At 66.6% G+C, this 18996-nt stretch carries 19 protein-coding genes; 8 read left to right on the forward strand and 11 right to left on the reverse strand.

Features of this window, described 5'->3' with window-relative positions; translation table 11 throughout:
• Window position 1: 1 nt before the first annotated feature.
• Together G6N36_RS14525 and G6N36_RS14530 are read right to left on the reverse strand one after the other, a co-directional pair.
• Window positions 2-1795, reverse strand: coding sequence for a sensor histidine kinase (locus G6N36_RS14525; RefSeq protein ID WP_163687097.1), 1794 nt, complete (start codon window positions 1793-1795; stop codon window positions 2-4).
• 85 nt (window positions 1796-1880) lie between these two features.
• The gene (locus G6N36_RS14530; protein WP_163687098.1) at window positions 1881-2234 is read right to left on the reverse strand and encodes a Fe-S protein; all 354 of its coding nucleotides are present in this window, start codon (window positions 2232-2234) and stop codon (window positions 1881-1883) included.
• A gap of 38 nt (window positions 2235-2272) precedes the next feature.
• Between G6N36_RS14530 and G6N36_RS14535 the strand changes: the two genes are divergently transcribed.
• From G6N36_RS14535 to G6N36_RS14545, 3 genes are all read left to right on the forward strand, one after another.
• Window positions 2273-3289, forward strand: coding sequence for a TIGR03617 family F420-dependent LLM class oxidoreductase (locus G6N36_RS14535; RefSeq protein ID WP_163687099.1), 1017 nt, complete (start codon window positions 2273-2275; stop codon window positions 3287-3289).
• A gap of 114 nt (window positions 3290-3403) precedes the next feature.
• Window positions 3404-4381: an esterase family protein gene (locus G6N36_RS14540; RefSeq protein ID WP_163690689.1), complete on the forward strand. Its 978-nt coding sequence runs from the start codon at window positions 3404-3406 to the stop codon at window positions 4379-4381.
• 105 nt (window positions 4382-4486) lie between these two features.
• Entirely contained in the window at window positions 4487-5851 is a 1365-nt protein-coding gene (locus G6N36_RS14545) for a flavin monoamine oxidase family protein (protein ID WP_163687100.1), read from the forward strand.
• Window positions 5852-6036: 185 nt separating this feature from the next.
• On the opposite strand, the gene G6N36_RS14550 is transcribed toward G6N36_RS14545, so the two are convergent.
• The 4 genes from G6N36_RS14550 to G6N36_RS14565 all read right to left on the reverse strand — a co-directional run bounded on the left by G6N36_RS14550 (window position 6037) and on the right by G6N36_RS14565 (window position 8789).
• The gene (locus tag G6N36_RS14550) at window positions 6037-6987 is read right to left on the reverse strand and encodes a PP2C family protein-serine/threonine phosphatase (RefSeq protein WP_235690051.1); all 951 of its coding nucleotides are present in this window, start codon (window positions 6985-6987) and stop codon (window positions 6037-6039) included.
• Window positions 6984-7550: a TetR/AcrR family transcriptional regulator gene (locus G6N36_RS14555; protein WP_163687101.1), complete on the reverse strand. Its 567-nt coding sequence runs from the start codon at window positions 7548-7550 to the stop codon at window positions 6984-6986. Before G6N36_RS14555 ends, G6N36_RS14550 begins: the two co-directional genes overlap by 4 nt.
• A 193-nt stretch (window positions 7551-7743) precedes the next feature.
• Complete coding sequence (locus G6N36_RS30240; protein ID WP_163687102.1) at window positions 7744-7893, reverse strand: hypothetical protein; 150 nt, start codon at window positions 7891-7893, stop codon at window positions 7744-7746.
• Between the two features lie 83 nt (window positions 7894-7976).
• Window positions 7977-8789 (reverse strand): DUF1206 domain-containing protein, encoded by an 813-nt coding sequence (locus G6N36_RS14565; protein WP_163687103.1) that lies wholly within the window; start codon window positions 8787-8789, stop codon window positions 7977-7979.
• A 132-nt stretch (window positions 8790-8921) separates the two neighbouring features.
• On the opposite strand from G6N36_RS14565, the gene G6N36_RS14570 reads away from it, so the two are divergent.
• On the forward strand, window positions 8922-9536 hold the full coding sequence (locus G6N36_RS14570; RefSeq protein WP_163687104.1) for a dihydrofolate reductase family protein: 615 nt from the start codon (window positions 8922-8924) through the stop codon (window positions 9534-9536).
• Here the strand turns inward: G6N36_RS14570 and G6N36_RS14575 are convergent.
• Together G6N36_RS14575 and G6N36_RS14580 are read right to left on the reverse strand one after the other, a co-directional pair.
• Window positions 9533-11071, reverse strand: coding sequence for a DUF4407 domain-containing protein (locus G6N36_RS14575; protein ID WP_163687105.1), 1539 nt, complete (start codon window positions 11069-11071; stop codon window positions 9533-9535). The genes G6N36_RS14570 and G6N36_RS14575 overlap by 4 nt on opposite strands.
• A gap of 165 nt (window positions 11072-11236) precedes the next feature.
• A complete protein-coding gene (locus tag G6N36_RS14580) occupies window positions 11237-12388 on the reverse strand; it encodes a serine hydrolase domain-containing protein (protein WP_163687106.1) in 1152 nt (383 codons plus the stop codon).
• A 111-nt stretch (window positions 12389-12499) separates the two neighbouring features.
• Between G6N36_RS14580 and G6N36_RS14585 the strand changes: the two genes are divergently transcribed.
• The 4 genes from G6N36_RS14585 (at window position 12500) to G6N36_RS14600 (ending at window position 17473) form a co-directional block, all read left to right on the forward strand.
• The gene (locus G6N36_RS14585) at window positions 12500-14077 is read left to right on the forward strand and encodes an FMN-binding glutamate synthase family protein (protein ID WP_163687107.1); all 1578 of its coding nucleotides are present in this window, start codon (window positions 12500-12502) and stop codon (window positions 14075-14077) included.
• A gap of 49 nt (window positions 14078-14126) precedes the next feature.
• Window positions 14127-14900 carry an esterase gene (locus G6N36_RS14590; protein ID WP_163687108.1) on the forward strand — a complete coding sequence of 258 codons (774 nt, stop codon included), beginning with the start codon at window positions 14127-14129 and terminating at the stop codon, window positions 14898-14900.
• 51 nt (window positions 14901-14951) lie between these two features.
• Window positions 14952-16562 (forward strand): peptide chain release factor 3, encoded by a 1611-nt coding sequence (locus G6N36_RS14595; RefSeq protein ID WP_163687109.1) that lies wholly within the window; start codon window positions 14952-14954, stop codon window positions 16560-16562.
• A 224-nt stretch (window positions 16563-16786) separates the two neighbouring features.
• Window positions 16787-17473 (forward strand): sensor domain-containing protein, encoded by a 687-nt coding sequence (locus G6N36_RS14600; RefSeq protein WP_163687110.1) that lies wholly within the window; start codon window positions 16787-16789, stop codon window positions 17471-17473.
• A gap of 6 nt (window positions 17474-17479) precedes the next feature.
• Here G6N36_RS14600 and G6N36_RS14605 read toward each other — a convergent pair whose 3' ends face one another.
• From G6N36_RS14605 to G6N36_RS14615, 3 genes are read right to left on the reverse strand one after another with little or no spacing between them, the layout of a single operon-like run.
• Window positions 17480-17890 carry a type II toxin-antitoxin system VapC family toxin gene (locus G6N36_RS14605; RefSeq protein ID WP_163687111.1) on the reverse strand — a complete coding sequence of 137 codons (411 nt, stop codon included), beginning with the start codon at window positions 17888-17890 and terminating at the stop codon, window positions 17480-17482.
• Window positions 17887-18144, reverse strand: coding sequence for a type II toxin-antitoxin system Phd/YefM family antitoxin (locus tag G6N36_RS14610; RefSeq protein WP_163687112.1), 258 nt, complete (start codon window positions 18142-18144; stop codon window positions 17887-17889). The genes G6N36_RS14605 and G6N36_RS14610 overlap by 4 nt, the downstream gene beginning before the upstream one ends.
• 44 nt (window positions 18145-18188) lie before the next feature.
• Window positions 18189-18914 carry a hypothetical protein gene (locus G6N36_RS14615; RefSeq protein WP_163687113.1) on the reverse strand — a complete coding sequence of 242 codons (726 nt, stop codon included), beginning with the start codon at window positions 18912-18914 and terminating at the stop codon, window positions 18189-18191.
• Window positions 18915-18996: the final 82 nt, after the last annotated feature.

The raw sequence follows: 18996 nt of genomic DNA on the forward strand, positions 1-18996 counted from the left end.
CTCAACCGGTCAGCGGGATCGTCACGTGCAACGTCGTCCCCGCCCCCGCGGCACTGACGATCTCCAATCGGCCCGACACCGCCTCGACCCGGTCCTTGAGCCCGATCAACCCCGACCCGCCGCCGGTCGTCGCTCCTCCGACGCCGTCGTCACTGATCGTCATCCGAAGCTCGACATCGTCAGACGATGCGCGTAGCTGAACCTCCGACGCCTGCGCGTGCTTCGCGGTGTTCGTCAGCGCTTCGGCGACAACGTAGTACGCCGCCACCTCTATCGACTCGGGCAGTCGGCGGTCCACGTCGGCGTCCAGCACGACGGGCACCGCAGATCGTCGGGCCAACGTCTTGATCGCCGGCCCCAGCCCGCCTCGCGACAGGATCGCCGGATGGATGCCGCGCGAGATCTCCTGCAGATGTTCGTGTACCTCCATCAGGTCCGCGACTGCCCTGTCGATGCCCTCGCGCGTCGACCCGTGCTCGGAAGCCTCCAACGCCCGCAATTGCAGGCCGAGGGACACGATCCGCTGCTGCGCTCCGTCGTGCAGATCGCGCTCGAAGCCTCGGCGCGCCTCATCGGCTGCGGCGACGACGCGGGCGCGTGAGGCCTTGAGAGCGGCGCGGTTCTCCGCGTTGTAGATCGCCGTCGCGATCAGATCAGCGAAGTCGGAAACCCGGTCTTCGGTTCCCGTCGGTAATGGTTGCGCGACAATCGAACCCACCATCAGCGCAGCGCGAACCTCGCCGTCGACCAAGACGGGAGCACCGACACCGGAGCACACGTTCAGTCCGCGCATCCGGTCGGCGATAGGACCTTCCGCGGTGCTGTAGTCGTCGATGCGCGCCGGTGCGCCGGTGTCGACGATCTGCGCACTCAGGCTGTGCCCGTCGAGCGGAAACCGTTCGCCCACAGTCATTGCCGCGCGGTCCGGGCTGTCGCGGGTGGCGAGCACGATGCCGACGCCGTCCTCGTCGTAGCCCACGAGTGTCACGTGCTCGACGCCGAGACCGCGCGCCAGCTCGGCGACGGCGACCCGGTACACCTCGGACGGCTCGGCGCCGCGGGCCACCAGCGTCGCGACGGCACGCAGCGCGGCTTGCTGGGTGGCCAGTGCGGTCACCTCGCCGGTGATCTCCTGGCGGTCACGGGTGGCCGCCATCAACGCCTCGAGCGACGGGACCATCCGTTCGACACGCCGCCGTGCCGCGGCGGGCAAGTTTGACGGCACCACCAACGTCCCCACCACGTCGCCGCCGTCGCGCAGCGCGATGGCCGCGCGTTCGTCGTCGCCGGGTATGTCTGACGGATCCAGTACGGCGAACGGCAGGTCGAGTGCGTCGGCGATGCGGCGGCCTGCCGCGTCGAGTGCGGCATTGAGATCCTCGGCGCGCAGCGTCGATCGCGCGAGTTCGGCCGAGAGGTCGGCCTCCAGCCGGCGCTGCTCGGCCTCGAGTGCACGCAGTCGGGCCTGCCCCACCAACACGTTGGCCAGCAGCGCCAAGCTGAGGAACACGAGGACTGCCGGGACGAAGCTGTCGGCCCCCTCGCTGTGGATGTAGACGTAGACCGCGGCACTGGCCAGCGACGTCGCGACGGCAAGGCCGAAGCCCCAGCCGGCGGACACCACCAGCACGCCGAGCAGGAAGACGGCGCCGAAGGCGTTCTCCGGCGCGACTCGTTTCAGCTGGACGACGAGCACCCATTCGACGGCGATGAACCCAGCCCCCACGAGCACGCCGAGCCAGAGCGGCGGCGCGGTCGGCCGTACCACCAGCGCCAGGAACCGGCGGTAGAGCATTTGCCATCGGGTGGCCGTTGCGGCGCCCAGCCGGCCGATCGTAATTCCTGCTAGCCGGTACCGCGGCGGTGCGGTGAATCCTCAGCTACCACAGCACGGCGATGGCGGCCGCGACGAAGGACAACACTCCGACGGTGACGAACAGCGCACGCGGCACGGCCACTCCGGTGCGCTTCTGCCGGGCACTGCCCATGCCGAGCACGCCGCCGATCGCGATGAGGATGACGAGCTTGATGCCGATCTTCGGATAGTTCAGTTCGATGCCCGCGGGCCACGGCGCGGCCAACGCCAAGCCGGTGAGCAACGACAGCAGCAGCCCGTAGTCCATGACGCGGGTGAAGCTGAACCGCTTGGCGACTGCCTCGCTGACCCACGCGCCGAAGGTGACGGCGAAGCCGACGATGTGCAGCAGTACAACTACGTCACGTAGTAGCTCCATCGACTCAGCGTACGACAAGCCGGGCGTACCGTGCCCCTGTGGATGTCGACGCGATGATCACGCCGCAGCCGTTGAAGACGATCGGGACGCTCGCGGCCCGGACAGCAGCGGCGGGATTCTCCGGGCTGTTGTTCACCGAGACCGGCCGGACCGCGTATCTGAATGCGGCCGTCGCTTCGCAGGCCGCGCCGGGCCTCGACCTGTCGACGGGTGTGGCGGTGGCGTTCCCGCGTAGCCCGTTCGTCACGGCGGCGGCGGCGTGGGAACTGCAGGAGGCGACGGACGGCAGGTTCCGCCTCGGCCTCGGCACGCAGGTGCGCACGCATGTGGTGCGGCGCTACGGCGTCGACTTCGAGCGCCCGGGCCCGCGGCTGCGCGATTACGTACGGGCCGTCAAGGCGTGCTTCAGAGCATTCCGGACGGGCAGGCTGGACCACCACGGCGACTTCTACGACATGGACTTCATCACCCCGCAGTGGAGCGCGGGCCCGATCGACGCGCCGGATCCGAAAGTGGACATCGCGGCGGTCAATCCGTGGATGCTGCGCATGGCCGGCGAGGTGGCCGACGGGGTGCACGTGCATCCGCTGGGCGAGCCGGGCTACATCACACGGCACGTGGTGCCGAATATCGCTGAGGGAGCGACGAAGTCGGGCCGGACGGCATCGGATGTGGCGGTGATCGTGCCGGTCATGACGATCGTCGGGGACAGCGACGAGGAACGGGATCGCGAGCGCGAACTGGTCCGCACGAGCATGAGCTTCTATGGGAGCACACCGAATTACGCGTTCATCTGGGACGAGGCCGGGTTCGAGGGCACGACGGCGCGGATCCGCGAGAAGCAGAAGGCCGGCGATTACAGGGGCATGGCCGCGCAGATCACCGACGAGCACATCGCTCAGTTCGCGACGGAGTCGACGTGGGAGGGGCTGGCCGACGCCCTAATCTCGAAGTACGGAGAGCTCGCGACGCGCATCGTGTTGTACAACGCGTTGGCCGACCCCGCGCGTATCGAGCGCTATGGCGAAGTGTCACGACGGATCTCATCCCGATAACAGACTGATCACTGCCGAGCGCGGGAGCGCAAGAGTATGCAGTGGTGTTGTTAGTTTCGCGCCGTGGTGGAGGGATTCGCGCGTCGTGTCGGCAGGCTGGTCGTCTGCGCCCTGATGATGGCTGCGGCTGTGATGGTTGTTCCGTCGCCGCAGGCCTCGGCCTACTCGCGGGATGGCCTGCCGGTCGAGACGCTGATGGTGCCGTCGCCGTCGATGGGCCGCGACATCAAGGTCCAGTTCCAGGGCGGTGGGCCGCATTCGGTGTATCTGCTCGACGGCCTTCGCGCGCAGGAAGACTTCAACGGCTGGGACATCAACACCGCGGCGTTCGAGTGGTTCTACGAATCCGGTGTGTCGGTCGTGATGCCCGTCGGCGGGCAGTCGAGTTTCTACAGCGACTGGTACGCGCCGGCGCGAGGCTTCAACGGAACGGTCACCTACAAATGGGAGACGTTCCTGACCAATGAGCTGCCGAGCTGGCTGATGGCCAACAAAGGACAGGATCCGCGCGGCAATGCCGTTGTGGGACTCTCGATGTCGGGTGGAGCGGCGCTGACGCTGGCGGCGTGGCATCCGCAGCAGTTCTTCTTCGCCGCGTCGCTGTCGGGATACCTCAACCCGTCGAAAGGTATGTGGCCGACGCTGATTGGCTTCGCGATGATGGACGCCGGCGGCTTCAAGGCTGCCGACATGTGGGGGCCGCCGAACAACCCGGCGTGGCAGCGAAATGACCCGATGCTCAACATCAATCGACTGGTGGCCAACCGCACGGCGATTTGGGTGTACTGCGGCAACGGCACATCGTCCGACCTCGACGCAGGCGGTGGTGGTTTCGGAACGCAGTTCAGCGCGTCGTACCTGGAGAACATCACGCTGAGCACGAACAAGGAGTTCCAGGAGAAGTACCAGGCCGCCGGCGGCCGCAATGCGGTGTTCAACTTCCCGCCGAATGGCACGCACAGCTGGGGCTATTGGGGTGCGCAGCTGCAGCAGATGAAGCCGGACATCCTGCGCATCATCAACCCCCCGCCTCCCCCGCCGCCCGCGCCGTTGCCTGCGGCGCCGGGCCCGCCCGGGGCGCCGGCCCGGTAATTACTGCACTACGCAACTTCTAGCTCGACTTCGCATCAAACGCCTTGTCAGCGACCTCTTTGCGGGTATTGACGCCATGTCTAATTAGGCGTATGTCTAATAAGCATGGATGTTGACTACTGCGTGGTGGGTGCCGGGTTCGGCGGACTGACCGCGGCGTTGCGCTTGAAGCAGGCGGGGCATTCGGTCGCGCTACTGGAGGCGCGCGACCGGGTGGGCGGTCGCACGTGGACCGAGACCCGGGACGACGGGTTGTGGATCGATCGGGGCGGCGCGTGGATCGGGCCCGGCCAGGACGCCATCTATGCGCTGATGAAGGAGTTCGGCATCCCGAGCTACAAGCAGTACACCGACGGCGAGGCGATGATGTTCGTCGACGGGAAGGCGTACAAGTACAAGGGCACGATCCCGTTGTCGATGAGTCCGTGGGCGGTGGCGAACATCGGCAAGGTCTTCCTCGAGCTGACGTCGATGTGCAAGTCGATTCCGCCGGAGGCTCCGTGGGATGCGCCGAAGGCGAAGAAGTGGGACCAGATCACGTGGGCGGAGTGGCTGGATCGCAATACGCTGTCCAAGCCCGCTCACCAATTGCTCGACTACTCCATATCCGGGCTGTATACCTCTGCGGCATCGGAGATTTCGCTGCTGTTCGTGCTGTATCAGATGGCCTCGGCCGGCGGGCCGAGCTTTGTGCTCGGCGTCAAGGATGCGGCCGAGGACGAGCGCCCGGTCGGCGGGATGGGCGCGATCCATCGCGCGATCACTGCCGAACTGGGTGACGTCATCCATCTGTCGCAGCCGGTGCGCAGTGTCACCCAGGACGACGGCGGCGTCACGGTCCGGTCCGACGACATGGTGGTCCGGGCACGCCGTGCGATCGTGGCCGTGCCGGTGAGCATCGTGTCCCAAATCATCTTCGAGCCAATGCTTCCCGTGGATCGAGCGTTCCTGCAGCAGCGGGTGCCGTCGGGCGCGGTGTACAAGATCGCGTTGATCTACGACGAACCGTTCTGGCGGGCCGACGGCCTGTCGGGTCAGTCGTTCGCGCCCGGGTCGATGGCCAACCTGACGATCGACTCGTGCACGGACAAGGGGACGCCCGGCAGCCTGACGGTCATCACCGAAGGGCCCGTCGCACGCGAGATGACGAAACTCAGCGAGGCAGAACGCCGGGAAAGGGTGCTCGCGGCGGTGGCCGAGCGGTTCGGCGACAAGGCGCTGACGCCGATCGACTACGTCGAGCAGAACTGGACGCTCGAGCGGTATTCGGGCGGCGGCATGATCGCGCACACTCCGCCGGGGGTGCTGACGGAGTTCGGGCCGGCGCTTCGGGAGCCGTGCGGGCGGATCCACTGGGCGGGCACGGAGAGCTCGGCGCTCATGTTCGGGTTCATCGATGGTGCGGTGCGCTCGGGTGAGCGTGCAGCCGTCGAGGTGATGGAGCACGACAAGGCGATGACGACCGCCTGACTCTTGTGTCGAGGACTTCGCGGTTCAGCGGGACCATATGTGGTTGGTGCCAAGCTCTCAGCGACAAAGTCGCTGACATTGGTGTTGCGGTAGTAGTTGAGCGACAAAGTCGCTGTGAGGTTGGCACACAGTCATATTGGTCAGTGAGACCGAGAAACCACCGTCACTGGCAAAGTCGCCGCCGCTCAACCAAACTCGTGAGGCCCGATCGGAATGACGATCACGGTGATGTTGTCGTGACCGCCGGCACGCAATGCATGATCGACCAGCGCGCGAGCGGCCTCGTCCGGTGCGATTCCGGTGCAGAACCGAGCGATGTCGGCGGCCTCGGGCAGGTAGTTGTGCAGTCCGTCCGAGCACAACACCAGGACGCCTCGGTCGGCGGTGGTCATCGTATGGACGCTTGATTCGTCCCACTCCCGATCGGCATCGCGACCGAACCACCGGGTCAGAGTGTGCTCCCCTCGCAGTACGGCCGGCGAGTCCGCCGGTATGCCCGCGGAGATCAGTTGCTGCGCAACGGTGTCGTCGACGGTCAGCCGTTGCGGCTGCGCGGGCGGCTCGGGCAGCCAGTACACCCTGCTGTCCCCCACGTTGGCGACCGCGATCTGCACCTGTCCGCCCTCGGCCGGAACGACGACCGCAGCTGTGTAGGTGCACGACGCAGCGCTGAATCCTTCGGGCGACGTGGATTCCGCGGCCGCCTTTGCCCCATCAGCGAGTCCGGCCACCATCACCGACGGGATGTCGCGGGATGCGGCCAGTGCCTTCAGCATTGCGTCGACGCCTGCCGCCGACGCGGCCCTCGACGCTTTCTGTGCGTCGGCGGAGGTGGAGACGCCGTCGCAGACCACGGCGACGATCGCACGCGGCCGGTCCCCCGCGCTGTTGACCACGATTCCCGCTGCGCCGGCGTCTTCGTTGCGCGCGTGCTCGATACCGCGGTCGGTGATCAGCACGATCGCGCCGATCTGATTTTCATCGCGATCCGGCTCCTGGCCATCGGGGCCCGGAGCTGACCTGGGCACCGCGAGCTGTCGGATCGCCGTCAACGCGGCACCGCAGTTCTCACAGACTCCCTCCGCGGGACCTGCATGCGTTCCACACTCCGTACACGTCGACACTGCACCACTCACGATGAACAGCTTTGCACTCGTGTGAGCACGCTGGGCCGGAAGAGGTCGAACAGCCGTCGCTCCCATGCCGCTGTGATCCGACCGGTGCGGGAACGTTCGGCGATGTGCGCACCGACGATCGCGTCGATCAAGGTCGCGCCGTCGACATCGGCGCGAAAGGACCCGTCGCCTTTGGCGTCGTCGATCACTGACTCCAGTTTCGCTCGCTGGCGGGCGAGGATACGGCGGAAGAGCTTCGTGAAGTCGGGGTCGTCATCGGTGAGCAGCGATGCCAGGCCACCGAAGCCGATTCCGTCGTCGATCGCCTTGACGGCTTCCCGGATGACCCACCGCAACCGATCGGGCGCCGTCGCGTCGTCTGCGAGCGGTTCCGGATTGGCGATTCCCGTCAACGCGGCGGAGAGCATGGCGCGGCGGTCGCGGTGCCGTCGATAGATCGTCGTCTTGGCTATGCCCGAGCGCGCCGCCACCGCTTCGACCGTCACCGCGCCGGCGCCTTTGGTGCGCAGCAACGCCAGGGTGGCGTCGGCGATGCGTTCGTCGGTGGTTGGCCGTTGCGCCATCGACTCCCCCTTCTTCTCACCGGGAATACCCGGAGCCGACCAAACGCTACACTAGGCGTAGCGCTACGATACGCGTAGCGTTTTGGTAGACGGTAGAGGTGAAAGGGATGAGAAAGATACTGGGACGAATTTCTCCGACGAATGTGGCGTATGTGTTGTTCCTATTGACGTTCGTCGCACTCGGGACGTTCGTCTACTCGCTGGCGGCCAAGAGTCCGCTGGCCGGGATCATCGGCGCCGGATTGGTCGTCTTGATGGTCGCGACGGTCGCAGGGTTCCGCGTCGGTGCCCGCAAGCGCGCCGCGTCCAACGACAGCGGCATCGAGATCGAGGGGTCGAACATCTGGGCGCGGCCACTGCGGCGTGAGCAGATCGACCGGTATCTCCAGAGCTATCGCGCGACACGAGAAAGCCAAGAGCAACTGCTCACATCCGCGAGTAGCGCGCCAACGCAAAGCTGTACAAGCCATATGCCGCGAAACCCGTTGCGGCAGCGATCAAGATCGCCGTTCCGAACTGTGCGTGCCCCAGCGATTTGACCGCTGCGTCCAGACCGGTCGCCTTGGCCGGATCGCTCATGTATGTCGCCGCGATGACGGACAGGCCCGCCGAGAACAGCACGAACCCCTCCCCGACATGACCGCAGATGCCGAGCACCGTGATCAGCCGGCCGCCCGGAACCGTCAGGTCGTTGAGGAATTTCCGGGTCGCTCCTTTGTGCACGTAATAGGCGCCGATTGCGGCGACGACGAATCCGACGATGACCAGTACGGTCTTGCCGCCGCCGGACTGCATCAACCGTGCGCTCAGTCCTTCGGTCGCGTCCTTGCCCCAGCGCGACACGTTCAGCGCGAACTGGATGGCGGTGAATGCGACGGCGCAGTAGAGGAGACCCAGTCCGGAGGCCCTGAGCCGGTCGCTGATCGGCGAATCGCGGTGGTGGGCGTGGGCGCTTTCACCAGGATGCAGGCCCAGCACCGCTTCCGCGAACCGCCACATCGCCAGTGCGATGAGTCCGGCGGCCACGATCCACAGCGGCAGCGCGCCGCCACCACGGTTGGCTAGCGTCGCCAGCGCGCCGGTCTGGTCGGCGTCACCGCCGAAACCCAGCGCGACCCGGACGATCAGGTAGGCGATGAGCAGATGCAGTACCCCGCTGACCGGATAGCCGGCCCGCGCGATCCATTCGACGACGCGCGTCTGGGTGGCTTCGTTGACCGCACCTTTGACGCTCGCCATGCCGGCACTTCTTACCCTCGGCGTGGACTGCTGAAACGAATTCGGCGCGCTGACGCACCGTAAACGGTGGGTTTGCGCGCCCGATTCGCCACTTGCCGATGAGTTTTGGGGGGCCGGGTGGTCTCCTTGGGCATGACGCGAACCAACCTCTCGATGTCGATGTCGGCGGACGGCTACGTCGCCGGACCCGACCAAAGTGAGGAGAATCCCCTCGGCGTGGGTGGGATCAATGTTCACCAGTGGCATATCGGGCCGGCCAGTGAGCATCCGGTCAACCAGCAGGTGATATCGGAGATGCTCGACGGAATGGGCGCAACCATCATGGGCCGCAACATGTTCGGCCCCATCCGCGGCGAATGGGCCGATTCGGACTGGAAAGGCTGGTGGGGCGACACCCCGCCGTATCACTGCCCGGTGTTCGTCCTCACGCACTACGCGCACGAGCCCATCGAGATGGAGGGGGGAACCACCTTCCATTTCGTGACCGACGGCATCGAAGCCGCCTACGCACAAGCCCGGGCCGCCGCCGGCGACCGCGACATCTCCATCGCCGGCGGTGCTTCATGCGCGCGGCAGGCGATCAAGGCCGGCCTCGTCGACGAGATCGACCTTCAGGTGTCGCCGGTGATCCTCGGCTCGGGCGAGCGCTTGTTCGACGGCTTCGAGGCCGGCGTCCCCGTGCTGGAACTCGTCCGCGTCCTGCATGCGCCGGGTGTGGCGCACCTGCGCTATGCGGTGAAGCGCTAGCGCCCCGGAGGGAGTTCCCGGGGGCCGCGACGCCCGCGCAGTTCACGCGTGCTGCTGCCGGCGAGTTCGGCCCGATCGTCGCCCCTCGACGTTGTGGGTGACACAGGCTCGGTAGCTTGCCCAGCCTCCTCGGCCTCCTCGATGTGAGAACTCACCCTGTGGGTGCGTCGCATCGAGATGTGGATCTCCTCGGTCTCCTCGAAGATCTGCCGCATGCCCCGCAGCGGCTTGGTGGTGGTGTCGATCGCGTTGGCGAGGATCGGCGGCACCAGGGGGCGAATCCAGCGCGCGGCGGCCCGAGTGACGTCCGGAATGGCCGGGATCAGCGGACGTCCGGACCGCTCCACCGAGCGGCCGTCGTCCTCCGATGCGTCGTCGACCACCGCGGGCGCCAACTCGGCCGGTAAGAGGCTGGCCGCTTCGGCCTCGGCGGCGATCGGCAGGTACACGTCCTCGATTGCGGTCTGGGGTATGCGCTCCGATCGTGCGGTCACCGCCGGCTCGGTCGCCTCGATCACCCGGCGGCGTTGCTCCTCGCGATCGATCTCGAGCTGGGCCTCGACGGCCATGCGGGCACTGGCCAACTGCTGTTCGGCCCACATGGTGTCGATGGCTGCGCGCACCTCGGCCCGCTTCACCGCGATCGCGGTGTCGGCATGGAGTTCCGCTCGATCCCGCTCGACATCGGCGGCGACAACGCGGTCCTGCGACGTCTCGCCGCGCCACAGCTTGAGGATCAGCGGCAGCAAGCTCAGCAGGACGAAGAATCCGTCGACGAGCAGCCGCATGACGAAAGCACCCGAATCAGCCAACGTGTGATCGTTCATCGCGACCCACCGAGCGCCCAGCCCGCGATCCGCGTCGGCCACCGCCTCCTGCCGGGCCTGCGCCACCGCACGCTCGCCATCGGCGATCTGGGAATCGAGCACGGCAGCCTGGCGGTCCCGCTCGGCCAACGCGGCGTCGAGCGTCCGCTGGGCGTCGGCGAGAAAATCGTTCGCCGTGCGGGTTTCCGGGCCGGCACCGGGCACACCGGTGATCGCGATTTGCGGGCAGTCGGGCCGAGGGTTGAACTCACAACGGGCTACCACCAGGGCCTCCTGACGGCGTTGCACGGCCTGCTCCACAGCCCCGTCGAGCCCGTCGCGCGCCGTACGACTCCGGTCGAGGTCGGCCGCGGCTTGCGATGCGGCCGGGGTGGACTCGGCGGTGTGCGCCGCCTGCTCGCCGAGCAGCCGATCGATCGATCCGGAGAACACGACGACGGCGGCGAGTTCGCCGACCACGAGCCCGATGGCAATCAGGACGGCAGCCCGTCCCGCGACACCGGCGCCGCGACGAATCGCACCGGAGGCGATCGCGCGGCTCACCGCACCAACCAGCAGCCCGAACCCTGCCGTCACGGCGACGACGGCCGCTATCGGCCACGTTGTCGACTCGGTCAGGGCTACGGCCGACACCAGCCACGCCAGCATCGCGGCGATCAGCACCACAATCGGGGCAGGATCGCGCTCCGAAAACCTATGGGTGGACATGGAACTCCAAACATCTACGGGCTTTTGCAGACGTGACAGATGCGCCCACCGACAACCCTGTCGAGGGTGTGGAACCAGGCGGAACCCCCCGCGCATCGCATCATCACGCCGATACGAATGCGTTGAATCTTCCCACAGCGGCCGGGGCCGCGCGGCGCCCAGTGCTCAGGACACCGCGGCGCGGAGCTCGGCGTAGACGGTGGCCTCGAAGCCGAGGGCGGTCTCGACCATCTTGGCGTCGAAGAACGGCAGCAGTTGCGTCGCGATGACGGCGCCGATCCCTGCCTTGCGGTCGACCCAGAAGTAGGTGTTGAACAGGCCCGACCAGTCGCCGGAGCCGGCGCTGCGCATGCCGGGCAGATCGATCGAGTACACGTGGAACCCCAGGCCCCACCCCTGCGGCACATCGAGCAGCTCGACCGGGTTGGCCAGCTCGGGGACAGTCGGCTCCAGCTTCTTCGGCAGCGGTGCCCCGTCGAGGTGGTCCCGCAGCGCGAGCTCCACCGTCGCCTCGTTGAGGATGCGCCTGCCGTCGAGTTCGCCGCCGTTGACCCACGCGCGGACAAACCGCCCGTAGTCGCGAATCGTCCCGTAGGACCCGTGGCCGCCTGAATGCCATTCCTGCTCGACATCGAGGTCGATCTCGGTCGGCACCAGGCTGCCGTCCGCCGCCCTCGTCAGGACGGGCAGGAAGCGCGCGCGCTGCTCGTCGGTCGGGGTGAACGTCGAGTCCGTCATGCCGAGCGGGCCGTAGACATTCTCGGCGACGTAGTCGCCCAGCGCCTGGCCGCTCACGGCCTCGACGACCTGGCCGACCCAGTCGGTGCTGACTCCGTACTCCCAGACCGTGCCGGGATCGTGGACCAGCGGCGAGCTGATGCTCTGTTTGAGCCCGGTGAGCACGTGGGGGAATCCGTGGTCCATGCAGTACTTGTGGAGCTTCTCGTTGAGGAAGAAGTAGCCGCAGCCGGACGTGTGGTTCATCAGCTGGCGGACGGTGGCCTGGGTCTTGGGCGCGCGAAGGACCGGTTGCCCGTCCTCGAACCCGTCGAGCACCTGGAGCTCGCCGAACTCGGGGACAATCGAGGCCACCGTTGCGTCGAGGTCGAGGCGGCCCTCCTCGACGAGTTGCAGCGCGGCGGTGGTGGCGACGGCCTTGGTCATCGATGCATTGCGGAAGATGGTGTCGGGCCGGGCGTCTCCGGCCGCGCCTTCGTAGAGGACGCCGTCGCGGCCGACGACGGTGGCGGCGATGCCGTGCAGGGACCCGTTGGCCGTTACGGCGTTGAGTAGGTCGTCGATTCGTTCGAACCCCATCGGAATCTCCTTCGCGTATCGCGTGCGGGCATCATCCCACGGAGGGTGGACACGCCGCGGGCAGAACGAGAGGCGGGGTTTACGCCCCGTCAGCGCGGAAACACTGCCCACATGGGCAGAGCTGTTCGCACACTCGCGGCGGCGGCCGCCTCGACGGTGGGGGCTGTCGTCGCGCGCGACCTGTTCCAGCGCAAGCACGCGCTGCTGCGCAACTATCCGCTGCTCGGACACGCTCGCTATCTGATCGAAGCGATCGGCCCCGAGCTTCGGCAGTACATCGTGGCGGCCAACGACGAGGAGCGCCCGTTCACTCGCGATCAGCGTCGCTGGGTGTACGCCTCGGCGAAGAAGGAGAACAACTACTTCGGCTTCGGCACCGACAACGATCTCGAGTACACCGCCGGCTATCCGGTGATCAAGCACCGCACGTTCAGCAGAGCCGACCCGCCGTCGGCGCCGAAGGCCGGGCACGAACTCGAGGTGCCCTGCGCCAAAGTGATAGGCGCAGCGCGCAACCGCCCCAAGGCATTCCGGCCCAAGTCAATCGTCAACATTTCGGCAATGAGTTTCGGCTCGCTGTCAGGCAACGCCGTCGAGGCACTGAACCGCGGCGCCGCGCTGGCCGACTGTCTACACAACACCGGCGAGGGCGGCATTTCGCGATATCACCGGCATGGCGGCGAGCTCGTCTTCCAGATCGGCACAGCGTATTTCGGCTGCCGGGACGAGGAGGGTCGTTTCGATCTCGACAAGCTCAAGGCCGTGGTGGCCGGCGCTCCGGTGCGTGCTCTCGAGATCAAGCTCAGTCAGGGTGCCAAGCCGAGCCTCGGTGGGCTGCTGCCCGCGCCGAAGGTGTCGGCCGAGATCGCCGAGGCGCGCGGGGTGCCGGAGGGCCGCGACTGCATCAGTCCGTCGCGACATGCGGAGTTCAGCGACACCGACAGCTTGCTGGACTGGGTGGAACTGCTCGCCGCGGAGACGGGTTTGCCGGTCGGGATCAAGTCGGCCGTCGGTGATCTCGAATTCTGGTGCGAGCTAACCGATCTCATGCGCGAGACCGGGCGCGGGGTCGACTTCGTGACCATCGATGGCGGCGAGGGCGGCACGGGCGCGGCGCCGATGATCTTCACCGACACCGTTTCGCTGCCCTTCCAACTCGGGTTCGCTCAGGTGTACCAAATCTTCGCCGAGCGGGATCTGCACGAGCAGGTCGTCTTCATCGGTGGCGGCAAGCTCGGCCTGCCCGACAACGCGATCATCGGCTTCGCGCTCGGCTGCGACATGGTCAATGTCGCACGGGAGGCCATGCTCGCCATCGGCTGCATTCAGGCGCAGAAGTGCCACACCGACACGTGTCCCACCGGCGTCGCCACTCAGAACGCGTGGCTGGCCCGCGGCGTGGTGCCGGAAGTCAAGGCCGAGCGGATGGCGAACTACGTCAAGACGCTGCGCCGCGATTTGGTCAAGGTGGCCGAGGCCTGCGGCGTGGAGCATCCCGGTTTGATCAGGACGGAGTCGGTGGACATTCTTCAGGGCCGCACTGGCTCGACCCCGCTGCATGAGGTCTACGGGTATGCGCGCGGGATGGGCCTTCCCTCGGCGGCCGACCGCGACGCGATCGCCGCGTTGATGACGGACCGCGAGCCGGAGGGTGGTTCGGCCCCGCCGTCGGCGTCCGCCGTCGGCTGACCCTGGTGATTGCAGTGACCGGTGATGTCGAGTGAGGCATGCTCCATACATGACGAAGCGGCACCTGGTGATTGCGGTCGCGGTGATCCTCACCGTGGCGGCGTGCGACAGCTCCACCGAACCGGCGCCGTCGGAGGCCGTCACGACGCCGCCGACAACCTCGACGTCCGGGACGGCCACCACGTCCGCGGCGCCGACCGCCACGGCTGCGGGGTCCTCCGCGTGCACCGAGCTCGAGGGAACGGTCGGTGCTGCCGGCCTCTGCACGGTCCACACCGAGACGCCCGACTACACGATCGACATGAGCTTCCCCGTCGACTATCCCGACCAAGGCGCGGTGGAGGACGTCCTGACCGATCAACGCGACGAGTTCATCGACTTGGTCGAGGATTCTCCGGCCCGCGATGTGCCCAAGGCGCTCGACATCAAGTCGCAGACATTCCGATCGGGTGCGCCGGGCTCGGGCACCGAAAGCCTGGTCTTCGAGGAGTACGTCAACTTCGGTGGCGCTCACCCGGTGACGAACTACGACGCCCTCAATTACGACCTCGGCAAGAAGGCGCCGATCACCTTCGACGAGTTGTTCAAACCGGACGCCGATCCCGTCGCGATGCTGGACCGTCTGGTGGCGGCCGATTTGGAGAAGCAATTGCCGAGCGTGACCGTCGGCGACAACCCCATCGGCGCGCGGATGTACAAGAACTTCGCACTCACCGATGACGCGGTGCTGTTCTTCCTCAGCCAGGGGCAGTGGACCATCTCGGCGGCCGGCCCGCGGACGGTCTCGATCCCCCGCGCAGAACTCGCATCGATCCTGGCTTGACCTGGCTCGATTAACGGTTTGCACTCCGGGGCCAATACCATCGCGGGTGCTATGACCGAAAACGCCCTGGCCGCCGCGCCGCCCGCCGGCCGCATCTCTGCTGAGGCCGGCCGTCGAAGGACGTTCGCCGTCATCAGCCATCCCGACGCCGGCAAGTCCACGCTGACCGAGGCGCTGGCGCTGCACGCCCGGGCGATCACCGAAGCCGGCGCGGTGCACGGTAAGGCGGGCCGCCGCTCGACGGTGTCGGACTGGATGGACATGGAGAAGGCCAGGGGCATCTCGATCACCTCGACGGCGCTGCAGTTCCCGTATCGCGAGTGCGTGATCAATCTGCTCGACACCCCGGGCCACGCGGATTTCTCCGAGGACACCTACCGGGTGCTGACGGCGGTGGACTGCGCGGTGATGCTCATCGACGCGGCGAAGGGTCTCGAGCCGCAGACGTTGAAGTTGTTCCAGGTGTGTAAGCACCGCGGAATCCCGATCATCACGGTGATCAACAAGTGGGACCGTCCGGGTCGCCACGCGCTGGAATTGATCGACGAGATCCACTCGCGGATTGGGTTGCGGCCCACTCCCCTGACGTGGCCGGTCGGCATCGCCGGAGATTTCAAGGGAGTGCTGGACCGCCGTACTGGTCGTTTTATTCGGTTCACCCGTACCGCCGGTGGCGCGACCGCGGCGCCGGAAGAGCACATCGAGGCGGCGGATGCTTTCGCTGCTGCGGGCGTCGACTGGGAGACCGCGGTCGAGGAGTCCGAACTGCTGTCGATGGACGGCTCCGATTACGACCGTTCGGCGTTTCTGGGCGGAGAGTCGACTCCGACGCTGTTCACGTCGGCGGCGTTGAACTTCGGGGTGAATCAGTTGCTCGATGTGCTCGCCGAGCTGGCGCCGGCGCCGAGCGGGGCAGCTTCGGTCGACGGGGCGCTTCGCGAGGTCGAATCTCCCTTCAGCGCTTTCGTTTTCAAGGTGCAGGCCGGGATGGATTCCGCGCACCGGGATCGGATCGCGTACGCGCGGGTGGTGTCGGGGACGTTCGAGCGTGGGGACGTGCTGACCCATGCCGCGACGGGTAAGCCGTTCGTGACGAAGTACGCGCAGTCGGTGTTCGGGCAGCAGCGCGCGACGCTGGACACGGCGTGGCCCGGTGATGTGATCGGGTTGGCGAACGCGGCTGCGTTGCGGCCAGGTGACACGCTGTATGTCGATGTGCCCGTGCAGTATCCGCCGATACCGAGCTTCTCGCCCGAGCATTTCGCGGTGGCGCGCGGCGCAGATCCCAGTAAGCACAAGCAGTTTCGCCGCGGAATCGAGCAGCTGGAGCAGGAGGGTGTCGTTCAGGTGCTGCGCTCGGACCGTCGCGGGGAGCAGGCACCGGTGCTGGCCGCGGTCGGACCGATGCAGTTCGAGGTGGCGACCCACCGGATGGCCACGGAGATCGGTGCGCCGATTTCGTTGGAGTCGCTGCCGTATCAGGTTGCGCGGGTGGTGGATCCAGCGGACGCCGAGTTCATGAACCGGCAGGTGTCAGCGGAGGTGCTGACGCGCACGGACGGCGTGATGCTGGTGCTGTTCTCGACACCATGGAGGCTTGAGGGGTTCCAACGGGACAACCCCGACGTGAAGTTGGGGTCGCTGGTCGCTGCGGAGGGTTAGGGCGCGTTCTGCGGATAGCGCAGCTGCACCGTCACCGCACTCTCCTCGTGTGTTATTTGCGCGCTGTGCTCGACCCGTTATGAAAAGCACTGTTCATCGTGACCATGAAACACCGTTCACCTCGCTCAGGCCTCATCGGTGCTGCTGCATCATTTCCTCAGTGCGCGTTATAGGGGGATGACACGCGACGAATCGGTTGCGCACGCCTTGACGGGAGGGAACATATGCGCCGACCCACGGCCGCACTGGCGGTTGCAGTCATCTCCGTTCTGATCACCGGCTGCGTCAGCAATGTCGGCAACGCCGAGTCGGTGACCACCACCCGAACGATGAGTCCGCGTCCGCTCGTCGAGCGTGAGTTGGTCAAGTTGCTGCTGCACCCCGAACAGGTGAACGTCGCGATGGGCACAGTCGGGATGACGGTCACTAACACCCAGACCTCGATGTCCGACAACAGCGCCACCATGGCGCCTGCGGAATGCCTGGCCGTCGACGGCGCGGCGGAGGCGCCGGTGTATGCCGAGAGCGGCTTTCGGGCCGAGCGCGATCAGAGCCTTAACAACGGCGATGACTTCACGCACTATCTCAAGCAAGCGGTGGTGTTGTTTCCCACGGTGGAGATGGCCCGTGCGTTCTTGGATGCCTCCGCCCAGCAGTGGCCGGCCTGCAGCGAGTACATCCATACGCAGAGCGGGTCGCAGTGGTCGGTCGGGCACATCTCCGTTGCGGACGACACGCTGAGAACCATTGCGGCGCAACGGGACGCTGGTGCTCCCGGCTGGGCGTGCGGGCGCGCACTGGCATTGCGCAACAACGTCATCATCGACATCAACACGTGCAGCGCCAACCCTGGCGACTCGGCGGTGAGGATCGCCGACCAGATCGCCGCCAATGTCAGCGCACAATGGTAGGCGGAATCAGACGTGGACTATTGCGAGACCCGCGACACCTTCCAGGACGTCGAAGTCCCCATCCTGCGTGACGACGGGCAGCTGTTTAGCGGCTGCGATTGCCGCGATCCACAGGTCATTGACTCGGACCCGTCGCCCCGCCTCAGCGAGGTGGACGCGTAGCAGCGCCCACATTTGAGCCGCGTCTTCGTCGACCGGTAACGCCGTCATGTCGGCGACGGCATCCAAGGTGCGAAGCCGACGCGCTCGGATCTCGGAGGTCTTCGCCGCGAGCACGCCCGCGTTCAGTTCGGCCAGGGTCACCACAGTCGTGGCGAGTTCCTCTGGAAGCAGCGATGTCTCGAGTTGGCGCCCGCTCTCGTTGGCGATGAAGACCGAGGTGTCGAGGATGCCGGCGGCGGGCTGATCGGTCGTCACAACTCGTCGAGTTCCTCGGTGGTTTCACCGGCGAGCTCCGCGAGGTCATCGCGCAAACCGAAATCCGCCTGGCTGGTCTCGAGCCGCTTGACCAATTCACCCTTCGACACCCACCGCCGACGCCTGGGCTGCACCGCGGTGATCATCGCGACGGCTCGCCCATTCACCGTAATCGTCACCTCTTCGCCGGCTTGGACCCGACGAAGCACGCCCGCCGTGTCGTTTCGCAGTTCGCGGGAGGCGACCGTTGACATGCTACGACTGTAGCATTTATGTAGCACATGGGCGGCGCCAGGAGTTATGCCGCTGCTTGTCGGTCGTAGTGACCGTCGAGCAACGCCGACACGTTTCGCGACTGCCACGCCCGGCCGTCAGGGGAGCGTTGACCCGACGAGTTCAGCACCCTCGCGGCCGCCGCACGAGTCACACCGCAACCGTCTACCAGCCAGCGCACATAGCCTAGGACGGCCTGGCTACGCTGGGCCCACTGCAAGCCCGCCTGCGGAAGCACTGGTGGCCAATCATTTTCGTGAGCGGCAGCCAGTGAAGCGTTGGCTGCCTGTTCGACGACCCTCTCAAGACTGTCCACCCCGGCAGCGGCCAGGGCCGCGCGATCAAGGTCGTCGACGGTCTGCACCTCACGGCGTAACGCGTAGTCAATTTCGTTCATACCGCCCGTGTCCGGCATCGGCCAGAGATCGTGGCCCACGAGCAGGTCGAGTCCATGCCGCTGCAGCACCAGACTCAGCCGGCGATAGTGCTGCTCGCGCCTCAGGTCCGCCATCGGCTCTGGCATCCATATCGGCAGCCGGAGCGAGATCGCCCGGGCCAGTGCGGCGACGACTCCTTCGACCTCGGTCAAGTCGTCGTGCGAGGCAGGCGCGCCCGCCGGGAATGCGAACATCGCGACGACGGTCGTCGATCGCAGCGCGGCGCGAGCCGTCAATTGTTCACAGCGGCGGACGGTTTCGTCGTCGCCGAGCACGATGACCACGGTTTCGGTGGCGTTGTGGGGTCGAATCATGACGAGCTCCCCTCAGCAGGTGAGATGCCGGGCCAGGCTGAGGCTGCGGCATCTGTTGACTTGATTCGACGCTATCGGCACC

Origin of the sequence: Mycolicibacterium gadium, assembly GCF_010728925.1 — a bacterium.
Lineage (GTDB): Bacteria > Actinomycetota > Actinomycetes > Mycobacteriales > Mycobacteriaceae > Mycobacterium > Mycobacterium gadium.